We start from the raw sequence: 14825 nt of genomic DNA, 5'->3' as shown, positions 1-14825 counted from the left end.
CGGCGTCCTACGCGAGGTGTTGGCATTGGCTCGGTCATCACCGTAGGAGCTGGCTTGCCAGCGATCGCGTTCCAAGGGCGGTGCAAGGCTCAAGGGCCCTTCGCCGGCAAGCCGGCTCCTACAGGGGGTGGCGTGCGCAAGGGGCCGCCACAGCCTGTTCAATCCCCGTATAATCGCGCTTTTTCTCGAAGGCTCCCCGCTCGTGGCAAACAAAAGGTACAGCTGCATTGGTTTGTATAACCCCAAGTCGCCGGAGAACGTGGGTTCGGTGATGCGTGCCGCCGGCTGCTACGGCGTCGCCTCGGTGTTTTACACCGGCAAGCGCTATGAACGGGCCCGGGACTTTGTCACCGATACCAAGAAGGTCCATCAGGACATCCCGCTGATCGGCATCGACGACCTGAAGAAAATCCTCCCCCTGGGCTGCGTACCGGTCGCGGTAGAACTGGTGGAAGGCGCCCGTTCGCTGCCGGAATACACCCATCCGGATCGCGCGCTGTACATCTTCGGCCCCGAAGACGGCTCGCTGGACAAAGACATCCGCGACTGGTGCGAAGACGTGGTCTACATCCCCACCACCGGCTGCATGAACCTGGCCGCCACGGTCAACGTGGTGCTTTACGACCGCCTGGCCAAGGGCAACAACACCCGCTCCGGGCCCAAGTTCTGACAGACGGCCGGCACATCGGATGGAACGAGCAGGCGCCTGATGCAGTCAGCTTTATAGCCCTTCCCCTCTCTGGAGACAGAACATGAGCGACAGCAAAACGGTACAGATCATCGAGTCCACGCCCTTCCAGACCCCGCCCACGCAGAACGTCCAGGGCTGGGAACGCATCGGTTCCCTGGCCGGTGGCGTGGTGATGATGGGCAAGGGCCTGCGCCGGGGCGGCGTGTTCGGCCTGATTCAGGTAGCCATCGGCGGGGTGGCCCTGGCCCGCGGCATCACCGGCCACAGCTCAGCCAAGAGTCTGCTGGAAAAAAGTCGCCGGGACATGGACAACGTACGCTCGAAGATCGAACGCGCCGGTCAGGAACTGAAGAACCTCAAGGCCAATGCCGAAGCCGCCGGGCGCAAAGCTGAAGCCGCCAGCAATGATTCGGCCAAATCGCCCAAAGCCGGTAGCTGATCACCGCTGTGCCCGCTCCTGGCAGAGCGGGCTCAACGCAGCAAGTCGTTGTCCAGCACCGTCGAAGCCTCTCCCAGCACGCTCTCGCTGAGCTTGACGAACTCTTCGGTGTTCACGCTGCCCAGCCGCATCACCCCCAGCAAGACATCGTCCAGGGAGCGCTTGTTGCGGGTCTTCAGGCGAATCTCCCGATCCAATTCCTGCAGCAGCAACACCGCCTTGGCCACCGTGGCACTGTCCACCTGCTCGCCCCGCAAGCTGTGGACCTTGTGGCTGTCCTTGGCCAGCCGCGCTTCCAGCGCCTGATAGCGCTCATCGCTGATGCCGCCAGCCCGGCGCAGCAACTCAATGGCGTAGTAATCGGCCAAGCCCTCGCTGATCCAGTCGCTGCGCTGGCGGTCATCGACGCGGGTCAACGCCTGCACCAACTCGCGCAACACCCCACTGCTACCACTTTCGCTGACCAGTGGCAGGCGGCTGTGCAGGTAGACCGAATGGTGCCCGGAGCGGCTGCCGCGCCACATAGGATCAGCGGCGCCGACCACCAGCAATTTGTTTGGCTGCTGGGGGAACACCGCCTGCACCTGGGGCCAGACGAAGGTCAGCAAGGTCAACACATCCATACGCCGCATGCCCTGCCCCTGGGGCGAGGCCACGGTGACTTCTGTATGGCCCAGGCGGGTGCGGCGGCTGCCCAGGGCGCCGGCAAGCATCCAACCGGTGGGGCGGTCGAACAGGCGTGAGGGGTTGTCGATGCGAAAGCGGTTCTTGCCGATACGCGGCCAGGCGGTCTCGACGCTTTTCCAGGTGCCGGGGAGGTCGAAGGTCAGGCGCGACACCAACTCCACGCCATCCTGTTGGTCCAGCCGGGCGGCCGGGACCAGGGTTTCCCCCCGCAGCAGCGCCCAGTTGGCGGTGATGCGGCTGTCGAAGCCGGCTTTCTTCAGGCTGTGGTTCAGGCGTACACGGTAGCTCAGGCTGGCTTGGCCGCTGGCCGGGCGCCAGACGCCGCGCTGCGGGTGCTCCGCACTGGCCGCCGTCGCCTGCCACTGGCCATCGGCCTTGAAGTCGCTGTAATCGCCAGTTTGGCCCAGGGCGAAATCCAGGCTACGCACCGCGGCACCATCGGCCAGGGTCAGGCGCACTTCGGCCTGATCGCTCTGGGGCAGAAAGCGCACGTGGTAGTCCAGGTCGACCTTCTTCACCGCCCATGCCGGCGCACTCAGCACCAGCAGCAGCGAGGCCAGCGACAGCCTTGCTCCCACAGCCATACACACTCCTTGGTGATGCCAGCGGCGGCGAGATCAGCCGGCGCGGAAAATCAGGTGATCTTCCCAATCGTCTTCCGGCACGCTGCCTTCGGCGAGCATGCGCCCGGACTGGGAAATACGCTCGTGGTGCACCGCGTCGCGGTCACCGCAGACCAAATGGTGCCAGAGCGGCAGGTCCTTGCTTTCGCTGACCAGGCGATAGCCACAGGTCGGCGGCAGCCACTTGAATTGGTCGGCCTTGCCCGGGGTCAGTTGGATGCAGTCAGGCACCGAGGCACGGCGATTGGCGTAGTCGCTGCACTGGCAGGTTTTCAGGTCCAGCAATTTGCAGGCAATGCGTGTGTAGTAGACGGTGTTGTCGTCTTCATCCTCAAGCTTCTGCAGGCAACACAGGCCACAGCCATCGCACAACGACTCCCACTCCTCCTGATCGAGTTGTTCGAGGGTTTTGCGTATCCAGAAAGGTTCGACTTTGGCGGCCATGGTTCGAGTATCAGTATCAACGGAGTGAAAAGGCCGCCAGTCTAGTGCCCCGGGGCCCCGGGGCCAAGCACTGGCGACTGTCGGTAGATCCCTACTTGCCAGCCGTGGCGCCGCGCAGTAGTTTTGCCAATCGGACCGACCCTGGTTCGTGTGCCATTAACGCTCGACCGCGTCGCACCCGGTGAACTGCACAGGGTCAGGAAAACCCCATCGCTCAGCTCAACTGCGCTCGCCGGTTTCCACCTCTTTTTTCTGAAAACGTTGCCTGGAGTCTTTTCATGAGCGCCAATTCCCGCGTTGCCGACTACGCGATCCACCCTCAATTCACCGCGCGCTGGTCGCCCCGCGCCTTCACTGGCGAAAGCATCCCGGAAGAAACCCTGCTGAGTTTCTTCGAAGCCGCTCGCTGGGCCCCGTCGGCCTATAACTCGCAGCCGTGGCGCTTCCTCTACGCGCGCCGTGACACGCCGAACTGGGAGCGCTACCTGGGCCTGCTCAACGAGTTCAACCGTGGCTGGGCGCAACACGCGTCGGCCCTGGTGATCGTGATCTCGAAAACCACCTTCACCGCCCCTGGCGCGGCTGAAGAAAGCCCGGCCCTGTGGCACACCTTCGACACCGGCTCGGCGTGGGGCCACCTGGCCCTGCAAGCCAGCCTCAGCGGCTGGTACACCCACGGCATGGCCGGTTTCGACCAGGAACTGACCCGCAAGGAGCTGAAGATTCCAGAAGGGTATGCCCTGCACGCTGCCGTGGCAGTGGGCAAGCTGGGGGACAAGTCGACCCTGGCCGAGTACCTGCAAGCCCGTGAAGAGCCAAGCCCGCGCCGGCCGCTGAGCGAGACCGTGGCCGAGGGCGATTTCAGCCTGTAAGCCTGGGTTCAAGGATGGGCGGGCAACCCGCTCATCCCGCCAGGCCCCACAAGCTTGGGCTCAATAACCCCGTGCGAAGTCCACTTCCCCGCGCAGCCCTTCGCTGGCCTGATAGGCCCGCAGATTGTCGAGGAACAGCTGCACCATCAGGGTGGGCGACGTCGGTGCCGAGCTGTGGCCCGTCAGCAGCAGGCCCCAGGCAGTCCAGAACGGATGCCGTTGCGGCAAGGGTTCTTGCCGGCAAACGTCGATCACCGCTCCCGCCAGATGGCCTTCCTTCAAGGCTTCCACCAAGTCCGCATCAACCACCGAAACTCCGCGCCCGACGTTGATGAACAGGCCCGTGGGTTTGAACCGCTTGAACAGCGCCGCGTCGTACAGGTCGTGGGTCTGGGGCGTGTTGGGCAGCAGGTTGACCACGTAATCCACCTCGCCCACCAAGCGTGCGAGGTCCTCCAGGGCCGCCACTTCGACAAACGGCGCCTGTTCCCGAGGCTGGCTGGCGATGCCGTACAACTCGACGCCGAACGGCAGCAGGAACTGCGCCACGCTCTGACCGATGTCGCCGCTGCCGACAATCAGCACCTTGCGCCCTACCAGGCTTTGGCCCTGGCGGTTGTCCCACTTGCGTTCGACCTGGCTGACCAGCCGCGCCAGCACTTCGCGTTCATGGCCGAGGATGTAGGTCAGCACGTATTCGGCCATGACCTGGCCAAAAATTCCCACGGCCCGGGTCAGGCGGTAGTGACGCGGCAGGCCGTCCACCAGCAAGGGCGTGATCCCGGCCCAGGTGGATTGCAGCCACTGGGGCTGATGGCCCTGGCGCAACAGGGTCGCCAGCAGGTCCGGCTGGCCCAGCCACACGGGGCAGTCGGCGGCCAGGCGCGACAGTTCGGCGGAGTCGCCGCTGGTCAGCACCTCCAGCTCCGGCGCCGCTTCGCGCAGCAGGCGTTGGTAAATAGCGTGATCGTGTTCAGCAATCAGAACGCGCATGGTTCAAACCTTTCAAAACGGTGCAAGCGGCCGTCGACGAAGTCTGCTCCGTCGGCGGCCGCCGCCAAGATAATCAGTGCCATTGCCAGGGATGCTCAGGAGCGAGCCGCTACGGATGCCCGTCAGATCGGGTCATTGCGCCGCAACAACTCTTCCGGCAGATGCTCGATGTACTCATCTTCGGCCGGTGGCATTTGCAGGTGATAGCCCTGCTGGTCGAGGTTCTCCAGCACCTGGTGGATGTCCTCGCGGGACAGCTTGCGCTCCGGGCTCAGCACCAGGTCGAAGGCGTGTTGCGGTTTGCCGAAGGCCAGCAGGAGGTTTTCCGGTACGCGCTCCAGGGCATCGCTTTTCAGCACGTAGAGGTACATCCCGCTTTTGCGCGGGCTTCTGTAGATGGAGCAAATACGTTTCAAGGCTGTTCTCCGGAGCTGGCCAGGCTGTCGAGCAAGGCCTGGCCCATCAGTTCGCGGCGCCAGCCACGCAGCGAATCAGGCAATTTATAGGGTCCGTCTGGGTAGCCGCTCTTAAGCAGGCTTTCCAGGGTTTTCTTGCGCAGCATCAGTTCCGGCGCGATGTTCAGGCGCTCGGCTTCGGCCTGCCCCAGCGCCTTGAGCTGCTTGAGCAACGCCGAGGCCTCGATCGGCAACGGCTCGGCAATTGCCGGTGGCCATTGATCCGGGCCGACGCTGGCGGCGCGCTTGATCAGGTCGAGCAGGAAGGTGCCGTCCTGGCGCACGGTGCGCGGGTGCATGTCTTCGATTTTCGCCAGGGCGCCGAGGTTATCCGGCTGGGTCTTGGCCAGGGGCCATAGCGAGTGCTCGCGCACGATACGGTTGCGCGGCAGGTCGCGGGCACGGGCTTCGCGCTCGCGCCAGGCGCAGAGTTCGCGCAACACGGCCAGTTGGGCGCGGGACAGTTTCCAGGCCAGCTTGGCCTCGCGGTAGACCTCGTAGGGGTCGACTTCGCGGCGCAGGTTGGCCACCAACTCGGCGCCGTCTTCCAGCACCCAGTTGTATTTGTCTTCGGAGAGCTTGGGCCGCAGTTGGATAAAGACTTCCGCCAGGTGCAGGGCGTCTTCCGCGGCGTAGCTGATTTGCGTCTCGGACAACGGCCGCTGCAGCCAGTCGGAGCGGGTTTCACCCTTGGGCAGGTCAATGCCCAGGACTTCCTGCACCAGGCGCGAATAGCCCATGGAGAAGCCCAGGTTCAGGTAGGCCGCCGCCAGTTGCGTGTCGAACAACGGCACCGGCAGGCTGCCGGTCAGGCGCAGCAGGACTTCAAGGTCCTCGCTGCAGGCGTGCACCACTTTGACCACCGCGGGGTTTTCCAGCAGTGCCGCCAAGGGCTGCCAGTTGTCGATGGTCAGGGGGTCGATCAGGTAAGCGCGTTGACCGTCGCCTACCTGCAGCAGGCCGGCGATGGGATAGAAGGTGTCGACCCGCATGAATTCGGTGTCGAGGGCGACGAATGGCAGCTGCTGCCACTCGGCGCAAAACTGACCGAGGCTATCGTTGTCGCGAATCCAGTGAATATCGATGGCCACACGGCTCTCCCTTGAAGAATGGCGCGCAGTATATATCGCCCCCGGCGATTTCTGAGCATTCACTCGACAAGAGCCAGTAGGAAACTAACTGCAAACGCCAAAGGATAGTCCTGACCGCATCAGTCAGCCCCGTTTTCGCAGGACATAGACCCGGGAAACGCCGCAACCGGGAATGAAATCCTGGTGGTTGACGACTTCGAACCCGGCACTCTTGAACTCGGCCTCAAGCTGCCACTTGTCGGCCAGGGGCTGCCCCTGACTCGGCCATGACGGGCTGCCCGGGTCATTGAGGCGGCCAGACACCCCGTTGCAGCGCCCGGCAATGCGCACCGCGACAATCACCCCGTCGCGGCTGACCCGGTGAAACTCGCGCAACAAAGCCAGGCGTTGTTCGGCGCACGCCAGGTGCTGAAACAGTTGCATGCAGAAGATGCAATCCACGGCATTGGCCGACAGGCCGATGTCGAACGCCGAACTCTGAAAAGTCTTGATGCGCTTGAGCAGGCTGGCCGAATGATGGGTCAGGGCGTGGTTGAGCATGTCCTGGGAGTGGTCCGCCGCCAGCACCACCCGGTTGCCATGCTCGCCCAGCACTGGCCAGAAACGCCCGGCGCCGCAGGCCAGATCGAGCACCAACCCCGGTTCACCGGCGTGTTTCAAGGCGCGGCGCACCAACTGCTCGTGGCGCCACAGCATAAGCCTCGGCCACAGGCCGACCGGGTGCGGTTGCAGGCAGACCCGGGCATGGGCCTGGTCATAGCGCCTGGCGAACTCAAGCTCGATGGACGGTGGGGGTTGCGATGACATGACTCGCGAACTCTTGTTGAAATCCGATGGGCGCAGGTTACCCGGCGGTTCGTGAAAAAAAGGTCGATGGGGCGTCAAACACTCATTGCCGGGCCAATACGCCGTCCACCAGGCTGCCCCGGCAACCGGCGAACAGGTCCAGCGCAGGTTTGTAGACCTGGCTGTTGACCTCCAGCAGGCCGAGCATCGAGTGGAACAGGTTGTCCTGGCTCAGGGGCAGGTCGCGGCTTTGCTGCAGGCAGTGGGTGTCCACCGAGAAGGTCTTTTGGTAACTGTCGGAAAACCACGCCAGCATCGCCACGTGCTTCTGCTGCTCGGGCGCCAGCATGTAGGGCGTGCCGTGCAGGAACAGGTTGTATTCCCCCAGGGACTCGCCGTGGTCCGACAGGTAGAGCATGGCCGTGTCGACCTTGTCCTGGTTGCTGCGCAGCAGGTCGATCAGGGTCGCCAGCACATGGTCGGTGTAGACCAGGGTGTTGTCGTAGCCGTTGACGATGCTCTCGCGACTGCAATTGTTCAGCGCATTGCTTTCGCAGACCGGGGTGAAGTGCTGGTATTCCTTGGGATAGCGCTTGAAATACTCCGGGCCGTGGCTGCCCATCTGGTGCAGCACCAGCACGGTGTCCTTGTCCAGGGTGTCGATGAAGTGCTGCAGGCCCTGGAGCAGAATCTCGTCGCGGCACTCGCTGTTGGCGCACAGCGACGGATCCTTGAGGTTGCTCACATCGTCGAGGGTGACCCGATCGCAGGTGCCCTTGCAGCCCGACTGATTGTCACGCCAGACCACTTCCAGGCCGGCACGCTTGAGCACATCGAGCAAGCCCTCCTGGTTCTTCGCCTTGCTGGCGTCGTAATCCTTGCGCCCCATGTTGGAGAACATGCAAGGCACAGACACCGCCGTCTCGGTGCCGCAGGAGTGAACATCGGTGAAGGCGATCAGGCCGCTCTCCTTGCTCAATTGCGGCGTGGTATCGCGGTCGTAGCCGAGGATGCCGAAGTTCTCGGCCCGGGCACTCTCCCCCACCACCAGCACAGTCAGGGATTTGCGGGCGTGGCTCTGCCAGGTAGGATTCTTCTGCGCGTCTTCGCCGATCTTCACAAAAGGCTGGTGGGCCGACACCACTTGCTCCCGCAGGTAGCCCACCGAGGCGCCGATGTAGTTACTCGGCACAATCATCAAGCGCAGTTCGTGGTGGTTGCGAAACAGCGAAGCCAGCCCCTGGTAATTGAGCAGTGCCACCGCGCCGAGCAACAGCGCCGAGGTGCCCCCCACCAGCACCTTGCTCAGCACTTCGCGGTGCCAGCGGCGATAGTGGATCGGGGTCTTGTACAGCAGCCAGGACGGCAGCGCCCCGAGCAACAGCACGTACAACAGCAACTTCAGCGACAGCAGGTCGCGGACTTCAGTGGCGTTGGTCTCGGCAAAGTTGCGCAACATGCCGGCATCGATCATGACCCCGTACTGAGCCATGAAATAGGCCACACCGGCGCTGATGAAAAACAACAGGATCAGCAGCGGCTTGAGGACGGGACGGAACGCCACCAAGGTCAGGACGATGTTGAAACCACACAGAATCATCAAGCCAAATGCCAGGCGCATGGCCTGGCCAGCAGCGTCAGACGCCGTAATGTCAAACAGGTGCTGCCAGAGTACAACGTTGAAACCGACGAGCAAAAAGGCACTGGCAATCAGGGTGACCCACTCGGGGCGCACGGGTTTTATGTTCAACATGACGGTCTGCTTGATCCTGGGAAGAAACGCCATCCGGGAATCATGGATTGATCCAGCCCATGGCAGCCCGAACCTTAGGCACTGTGCCATCAACGTTTCGTGAAAAAGACGCCAAGGAATAGTTAAGCCAGGGAGCACGACGGTCATGCCTGCCGCAGTCGTCACTGGGTGGCGATCCGCGCTATCGGATTTTTAAATACCACTCGCGACTTTCTGATTTGCCCCACGCCCCAGGCCAACGCCTAATCGCCGCCTGATTTCTTCAAGGCCTGGTTATGGAAAACGTTCGTGCAACCTCTCGCCCCGCCGTCTGGCTGATGCTCAGTGTGGTGCTGGTGGCCCTCAACCTGCGGCCGTCGATGGCAGCCGTCGGACCGTTGCTGTCGGGGATCCGCGGGGAAATACCGCTGAGTTTCAGCCTGGCCGCCCTGCTCACCATGCTGCCGGTCATGGCCATGGGCTTGGCGATGTTCTTTGGCATGGGCATCAGCCAGCGCCTGGGGGAACACCGCACCGTGGTCCTGTCGCTGCTGATCATCGGCCTGGCGACCCTGTCCCGGTTGTTTCTCGACTCGGCGGCCGAGCTGATTCTCAGTGCGGTGCTGGCGGGCGTCGGCATCGCCCTGATCCAGGCGCTGATGCCCGCGCTGATCAAGTCGCGCTTTGCCGACAACGTCTCGCTGTACATGGGGCTGTACGTCACCTCGATCATGGGCGGTGCCGCCGTGGCGGCCTCCTTCGCCCCACTGGTGATGAACCGCAGCGGCAGTTGGCGCCTGGGGCTGGCCATCTGGGCAGCTCTGGCGCTGCTGGGCCTGCTGTTCTGGTACGGACAAAAAGCCGCCCTGCCCAGGCTGCCAGCCTCCCGCGAGGGTCAAGAGTCCTTTATCGGCAACCGCCGGGCTTGGCTCCTGGCGCTGTTCTTCGGCCTGGGCACCGCCGCTTACACCTGCGTGCTGGCCTGGCTGGCGCCGTATTACGTGGAACAGGGCTGGAGTGAACAGAATGCCGGGTTGCTCCTGGGCTTTCTCACTGCCATGGAAGTGCTGTCCGGCCTGGTGACCCCGGCCATTGCTAACCGCAGCAAAGACCGACGTGGAGTGCTGGTGGTCCTGCTGGTGCTGATCATCGCCGGCTTCTGCGGCCTGGTCCTCAGCCCGCAACACCTGAGCCTGCTGTGGCCCTGCCTGCTGGGCCTGGGGATCGGCGGCCTGTTTCCCATGAGCCTGATCGTCTCTCTCGACCACCTGGACAACCCGCGCCGGGCCGGTGGCCTGACCGCTTTCGTGCAGGGCATCGGCTACCTGATTGCCGGGCTCTCACCGCTGCTGGCCGGGGTGATTCGCGACCAACTGGGCAGCTTCGAATGGGCCTGGTGGTCCCTCACTGCGGTGATGGTCCTGATGATCCTGATGGTGCTGCGCTTCAACCCCCAGCACTACCCGCAACACATTCGCTGATGACCCGGACACAGCCATGAAACCTGCCAACTTTGCCCACGCCCACCTCGGCATGCTGCTGTGGGCGGTCCTGATAGCCGCCTCGTTTTTCGCCGCCGCCCAAGTCAACCCGGCCATCGACCCGGTGCTCCTGACCGGCTTGCGCCTGTTGTTTTCCGCCCTGCTGTTCGCGCCGCTGCTGTGGCTGCAAGGTGCACCGGCCATGACCCTGGCCGCGCTGCGCGGGCATGCCCTGCTGGGCTTGTTGCTGGCGCTGTACTTCGGGTCGCTGTTCGAAGCCTTGCGCTACACCTCGGCGGTCAACACCGGCACTTTGTTTACCCTGGTGCCGCTGCTGACCCTGTGCTTCGAGGGGTTCCTGCTGCCCGGCACCCGGCAGAAACAGCGCCTGCTGCCGATGCTGATGGCGGCGGGCGGGGCCTTGCTGCTGATCCTCAAGGGTGACGGTCCTGAAGCCCTGCCCGCGCCTTACCCGATCCTCGTGTATGGCATCGGCTGCCTGGCCATGGCCCTGTATTCGCCCCTGAGCCAGCGCCTCAAGGCCGGCAGCCTCGGGGGGCGCAGCCCGGTGGCCATGACGTTCTGGAACATGCTGTTTGGCGCACTGTTTCTGTTCGCCTTCTGCCTGGCCAGCGGGGGCTGGCGCAGTGGTGCCCTGCTGAGCGCCCACGACCTGTTGTGGCTGGGCTACCTGGCGCTGTTCGCCACCCTGGCGACCTTCTGGCTGCTGCACCGGGCCATTGGCGTGATCGCCCCCGCCACGGTGATTTCGTACATCTACCTGAGCACCTTGCTCCTGACGCTGTTTCACTGGCTCTGGCTCGGGCAGTCACCACGGCCCCTGGAACTGATCGGCGCAGGGCTGGTGGCCCTCGGCATGCTGGCCCTGGTCCTCGGCAGCCGGCAGCCCCAGCTTGTCCGGGCATGACCGACGCTCATTCCGGCATGTTGCCCGGCGCAGTGTTGCGTTAGCATCCTGCCGGTTGGCGCTCCAGGCGCCGGGTGCTCAATGAGAACAACGGATGCTCAGCAGCAATTTGCTTAGAAAGCTCGATATGCAAGACCTGATGGTGTTCGTCGCCGTGTACGAGCAAAACAACGTCACCGAGGTGGCGGAGTCCCTCAGCGTCAGCCAATCCACTGTCAGCTATTGCCTGAAAAAACTCCGCGCCGGGTTCGAGGACGAGCTGTTTATCAACACCCGCACCGGCATGCATCCGACCCGCAAGGCCAGGAATATGTACAGCCACGTACGGCAGATTCTCGACAGCATCAACCTCTGCCACGCCGGCGCCCAGGCCTTCGACCCGAGCCGCCAGGCCGTGACCTTCAACCTCTGCGCACCGGAGTATTTCGAGCAACTGATCCTGCCGCGCCTGCTCCAGGCCTTCGACAGCGCCGGCCTGGCCGTGACCATCAATGTGCTCAAGCTAGAGACCGAGATTCCTGCCCAGGAATTGCGGGACGGCAGCCTGGACTTGGTGATCGGCTTCGGCCCGGACTTCCATCGCCATCACCCGGACCTGATGTCCCGGCAGTTGCTGGAGGATGATTTGCTCTGCGTCCTGGACAGCGCGGCGGATTCACCGCCGGGGGGACGCTTCGAGCTCGCGGATTTTGTCGAACGGCGCCATGTGTTCCCCACGCCCTGGACGTCGGACAGCAACATGGTGGATGGCTGGCTGGCCCGCCAGGCGCGCAAACGCCAGATCGTCGCCCGAGCCAACAGCTACGGCGCAGCGCTGAAGATGATCGTCGGCAGCGACTTCGTCCTCACCCTGCCCCGGCGTATCCAAGCCCTGCTAGCTCAGGAGCCGCTGTTCAATCATTGCGAGGCCCCCAGCGGCTTGCCGGGGTTCAGCCTGGATATGCACTGGAGCCAGAACGCCGATCAAGACAGCGCCAACAGCTGGTTGCGCCAGCAGGTGCTGCTGGCCTGCAGCGAACCGGGCCTCTAGGCCCGGACGCGTTGTGCCTCAGAGGCCAATGGCGGTCTTGGTGTAGGACGCGCGGTCGATATCGAGGATTTCCACGCACAATTGCACGGCGATCTCGGCAGGCCATTCAGCCACGTCCTGCAACACCGCGAACAGGCTCTCCGACAGCTGCTTCTTGATTTCCGGGGAGCGCCCGCTGAGCATCGCCAGCTTGACGTGAACAAAGCCGCGCTCGCCCTGGCCGGTGCCGATACGGAACACCTCGTGCTTCACCGCCCGGCTCTTGATGTCGAACTCTGCCGCAAACTGCCCGGACGCCACCAGTGCGTGGTTGAGCCGCAGCAGGGCTTTGTCGGCATCCAGTGCCAGGTTGGCGGTGTATTCCATATGCAGCTGAGGCATGGCAGAGCTCCCGAGGGTGATGAAAAAAAGGGCGATAGATATACCACAGCACGGCCACTGTGTTTTGCCCGTGAATGCTCTAGGGCGGCGCTTCCAGTGTCCGGAGCCGGGGACCAGCCGAGCCCTCGCTCAACGCCCCTTGGCCAGGGCATCGGGCAGCAGGTCGCGCTCGCTCATGAAGCTTTCCAGGCGTGAGCGCAGCCAGCGTTCGGCGGGGTCGGTGTCGACATGGCTAAGCCAGACCATTGACAGGTCCAGGGTCGGGGTCTTGAACGGATAGGGCTCACAAAACAACTGCCCCGACGCGGCCATGGCCTGCGCCGTGTAATCCGGCAGGCTGGCCAACAGGTCGGTGCCGGCGAGCAAGGCTGGCAAGGAGCTGTATTGCGGTACCGACAGCACCACCTGGCGCTTGCGGCCGATATCCGCCAGCCACTCATCGGCAAAGCCGCTGATATTGGCCGTGTGGGACACCAGCACATGGGGCCGGGCGCAGTATTCATCCAGGGTCAGCGGCGTGTCGCTGGCATCGGCCCGCAATACGCTGGGCTGGATATGCCGCAGCAACTTGCGCTTGGCATTGGCCGGCAGGCCGCGGGTCTGACTGATGCCCACGGTGATATCGCCCGAGGCCAACAGGTCGGGAATCCGCCAGTAATCCACATGCTGGACCACAAACACCACTTGCGGCGCCTCCTGGCGCAAGGCCCGCAACAACGGCGGCAGCAGGCCGAACTCGACGTCATCGGACAGCCCGATGCGAAAGGTCATGGTGCTGCTGGCAGGGTCGAAATCGTGGGTCAGGCTCAGGGCCGACGACAGCGCATCCAGGGCCGGCGACAGGTGTTGGATAATCTCCTCAGCCCGCGCCGTGGGCTCCATACGGTGCCCGACGCGGATAAACAACGGGTCGTTGAACATCGCCCGCAGACGGTTGAGCGCCGAACTGATGGTGGGCTGGCCAAGAAACAACTTCTCCGCCACCCGCGTGACATTGCGTTCGAGCATCAGCGTCTCGAACACCACCATCAAGTTGATATCGGCCTTGCGCAATTCATTGCGATTCATCCACCTACTCCCCTGTCCCCATCCGACGAGCAGTGTAGAAAGGCCAGGGGGCGCCGTCTATGCGACTCAGGGTGAAGAATCGCTCGGGTTCAAACTGGGCGTTGTCAGGGAACCAGTCTAGGGGAGCAACGTGCACTGTTTCGCATCAAACATACCCTGCTACGAGGCCGTGGGCGCAAGGCGTGGCCGCTCCAGAGCGGTGGCGATCAGCCGGGTAAATACCTGCAAGGTTTCCAGCAGATAAGGGTCGTGCAGTTTGGCCGGTTGCGGATCCAGGGCACACAAGGTCCCGAAAAACGTGCCGTCGGAGAAAACGATGGGCAGCGAGATGTAACTTTCGAAACCATACATTTTCGGCACAGGGTGCTGGGCAAACACGGGCTCGGCGCTGGCGTGCTGGATGATGATCGGCTTGCCGTGCTGACGCAGTTCATTGCACAGGGTGGCTTCAGGCATCAGCTCATCCCCCGGCCCCAATCCGAAATGCAATTCGTCATGCACCGCGCAGGCGATCCAGCGCTGCTCAGTCACCTTGGCAATGGCGGCGAAGCGCAGCGAGGTCAAGCGCGTCACCTGCGTAAGGATATCGGATGTGGCCTCGATCTCGGCGATGGTGGCTATTTCCTCCGCCGTCAGGAGATCGATGCCCAAGGCCGATTTAACTTTGAACGGCTCCGCTGTCGTATTAATCCCTGTCACTTTCAGGCCTCCATTTTCTCTCGCAAAAGATCGCATGAACGCCGCATTGCAACACGCCAGAAGAAACCTGATCAAGCCGATCAACACCTGCCTTAACCCTCGACAAGGTCTTCGACTGCAACTCGGTTCGGTGGCGCCCAATGGGGCAAAGTCCGCGTGGAATCACAACCTTGCTTAGGACCACCGCAAAATCGTTGCGTGCTGCCCGCGAATGACAAATATATCGCCCACAAAAAAGCCCCGTAACTTTTTCAGTTACGGGGCTTTTATTTGTATGGCGGAGAGATAGGGATTCGAACCCTAGGTACTGTCGCCAGTACAACGGATTTCGAATCCGTCCCATTCGGCCACTCTGGCATCTCTCCAACGGCGCGCATCATAACAGCACCTTTGCCCGAAGCGAAGCCCCTGGGCAAAATTTTTCC

Annotated in this window: 16 protein-coding genes and 1 tRNA gene; 6 read left to right on the top strand and 11 right to left on the bottom strand. The window is 63.0% G+C overall.

Going from position 1 to position 14825, the window contains the following annotated elements; all coding sequences use genetic code 11:
- Nucleotides 1-202: 202 nt before the first annotated feature.
- Nucleotides 203-670, top strand: a complete 468-nt coding sequence (locus tag M1B34_RS21905) for an RNA methyltransferase (RefSeq protein WP_007926908.1) — start codon at nucleotides 203-205, stop codon at nucleotides 668-670.
- An 82-nt stretch (nucleotides 671-752) separates the two neighbouring features.
- Complete coding sequence (locus M1B34_RS21900) at nucleotides 753-1130, top strand: YgaP family membrane protein (protein ID WP_123336239.1); 378 nt, start codon at nucleotides 753-755, stop codon at nucleotides 1128-1130.
- A 32-nt stretch (nucleotides 1131-1162) separates the two neighbouring features.
- On the opposite strand, the gene M1B34_RS21895 is transcribed toward M1B34_RS21900, so the two are convergent.
- Both M1B34_RS21895 and M1B34_RS21890 read right to left on the bottom strand, forming a co-directional pair.
- Nucleotides 1163-2401 carry a gluzincin family metallopeptidase gene (locus M1B34_RS21895; protein ID WP_268266201.1) on the bottom strand — a complete coding sequence of 413 codons (1239 nt, stop codon included), beginning with the start codon at nucleotides 2399-2401 and terminating at the stop codon, nucleotides 1163-1165.
- 33 nt (nucleotides 2402-2434) lie between these two features.
- Nucleotides 2435-2884, bottom strand: a complete 450-nt coding sequence (locus tag M1B34_RS21890; RefSeq protein ID WP_123336243.1) for a YcgN family cysteine cluster protein — start codon at nucleotides 2882-2884, stop codon at nucleotides 2435-2437.
- A gap of 278 nt (nucleotides 2885-3162) precedes the next feature.
- On the opposite strand from M1B34_RS21890, the gene M1B34_RS21885 reads away from it, so the two are divergent.
- Nucleotides 3163-3756 carry a nitroreductase family protein gene (locus M1B34_RS21885; protein WP_268263236.1) on the top strand — a complete coding sequence of 198 codons (594 nt, stop codon included), beginning with the start codon at nucleotides 3163-3165 and terminating at the stop codon, nucleotides 3754-3756.
- A gap of 60 nt (nucleotides 3757-3816) precedes the next feature.
- On the opposite strand, the gene M1B34_RS21880 is transcribed toward M1B34_RS21885, so the two are convergent.
- The 5 genes from M1B34_RS21880 to M1B34_RS21860 all read right to left on the bottom strand — a co-directional run bounded on the left by M1B34_RS21880 (nucleotide 3817) and on the right by M1B34_RS21860 (nucleotide 8834).
- Nucleotides 3817-4749 carry a D-2-hydroxyacid dehydrogenase gene (locus M1B34_RS21880; RefSeq protein ID WP_268266200.1) on the bottom strand — a complete coding sequence of 311 codons (933 nt, stop codon included), beginning with the start codon at nucleotides 4747-4749 and terminating at the stop codon, nucleotides 3817-3819.
- A 122-nt stretch (nucleotides 4750-4871) separates the two neighbouring features.
- The gene (locus tag M1B34_RS21875) at nucleotides 4872-5165 is read right to left on the bottom strand and encodes a YcgL domain-containing protein (protein WP_123336249.1); all 294 of its coding nucleotides are present in this window, start codon (nucleotides 5163-5165) and stop codon (nucleotides 4872-4874) included.
- A complete protein-coding gene (gene rnd, locus M1B34_RS21870; protein ID WP_123336251.1) occupies nucleotides 5162-6295 on the bottom strand; it encodes a ribonuclease D in 1134 nt (377 codons plus the stop codon). The genes M1B34_RS21875 and rnd overlap by 4 nt, the downstream gene beginning before the upstream one ends.
- A 123-nt stretch (nucleotides 6296-6418) precedes the next feature.
- On the bottom strand, nucleotides 6419-7102 hold the full coding sequence (locus tag M1B34_RS21865) for a class I SAM-dependent methyltransferase (RefSeq protein ID WP_268266199.1): 684 nt from the start codon (nucleotides 7100-7102) through the stop codon (nucleotides 6419-6421).
- An 82-nt stretch (nucleotides 7103-7184) separates the two neighbouring features.
- Nucleotides 7185-8834, bottom strand: a complete 1650-nt coding sequence (locus tag M1B34_RS21860; protein ID WP_268266198.1) for a phosphoethanolamine transferase — start codon at nucleotides 8832-8834, stop codon at nucleotides 7185-7187.
- A 275-nt stretch (nucleotides 8835-9109) separates the two neighbouring features.
- On the opposite strand from M1B34_RS21860, the gene M1B34_RS21855 reads away from it, so the two are divergent.
- The 3 genes from M1B34_RS21855 to M1B34_RS21845 all read left to right on the top strand — a co-directional run bounded on the left by M1B34_RS21855 (nucleotide 9110) and on the right by M1B34_RS21845 (nucleotide 12252).
- Nucleotides 9110-10294: a cyanate transporter gene (locus tag M1B34_RS21855; RefSeq protein WP_268266197.1), complete on the top strand. Its 1185-nt coding sequence runs from the start codon at nucleotides 9110-9112 to the stop codon at nucleotides 10292-10294.
- Nucleotides 10295-10310: 16 nt separating this feature from the next.
- On the top strand, nucleotides 10311-11222 hold the full coding sequence (locus tag M1B34_RS21850) for a DMT family transporter (RefSeq protein WP_268266196.1): 912 nt from the start codon (nucleotides 10311-10313) through the stop codon (nucleotides 11220-11222).
- 94 nt (nucleotides 11223-11316) lie between these two features.
- The gene (locus M1B34_RS21845; protein ID WP_268266195.1) at nucleotides 11317-12252 is read left to right on the top strand and encodes a LysR family transcriptional regulator; all 936 of its coding nucleotides are present in this window, start codon (nucleotides 11317-11319) and stop codon (nucleotides 12250-12252) included.
- A gap of 18 nt (nucleotides 12253-12270) precedes the next feature.
- Here M1B34_RS21845 and M1B34_RS21840 read toward each other — a convergent pair whose 3' ends face one another.
- From M1B34_RS21840 to M1B34_RS21825, 4 genes are all read right to left on the bottom strand, one after another.
- Nucleotides 12271-12633, bottom strand: coding sequence for a 5-carboxymethyl-2-hydroxymuconate Delta-isomerase (locus M1B34_RS21840; protein WP_123336261.1), 363 nt, complete (start codon nucleotides 12631-12633; stop codon nucleotides 12271-12273).
- A gap of 129 nt (nucleotides 12634-12762) precedes the next feature.
- Entirely contained in the window at nucleotides 12763-13701 is a 939-nt protein-coding gene (locus tag M1B34_RS21835) for a LysR substrate-binding domain-containing protein (protein ID WP_123336263.1), read from the bottom strand.
- A gap of 159 nt (nucleotides 13702-13860) precedes the next feature.
- Complete coding sequence (locus M1B34_RS21830) at nucleotides 13861-14337, bottom strand: GAF domain-containing protein (RefSeq protein WP_425273531.1); 477 nt, start codon at nucleotides 14335-14337, stop codon at nucleotides 13861-13863.
- A gap of 338 nt (nucleotides 14338-14675) precedes the next feature.
- Nucleotides 14676-14765, bottom strand: a tRNA-Ser gene (locus M1B34_RS21825).
- Between the last annotated feature and the right edge of the window lie 60 nt (nucleotides 14766-14825).

Origin of the sequence: Pseudomonas morbosilactucae (genome assembly GCF_023241715.1) — a bacterium.
GTDB lineage: Bacteria > Pseudomonadota > Gammaproteobacteria > Pseudomonadales > Pseudomonadaceae > Aquipseudomonas > Aquipseudomonas morbosilactucae.
Note: the sequence above shows the minus strand (reverse complement) of the source record. Positions and strands in the feature narration are given on the sequence as shown.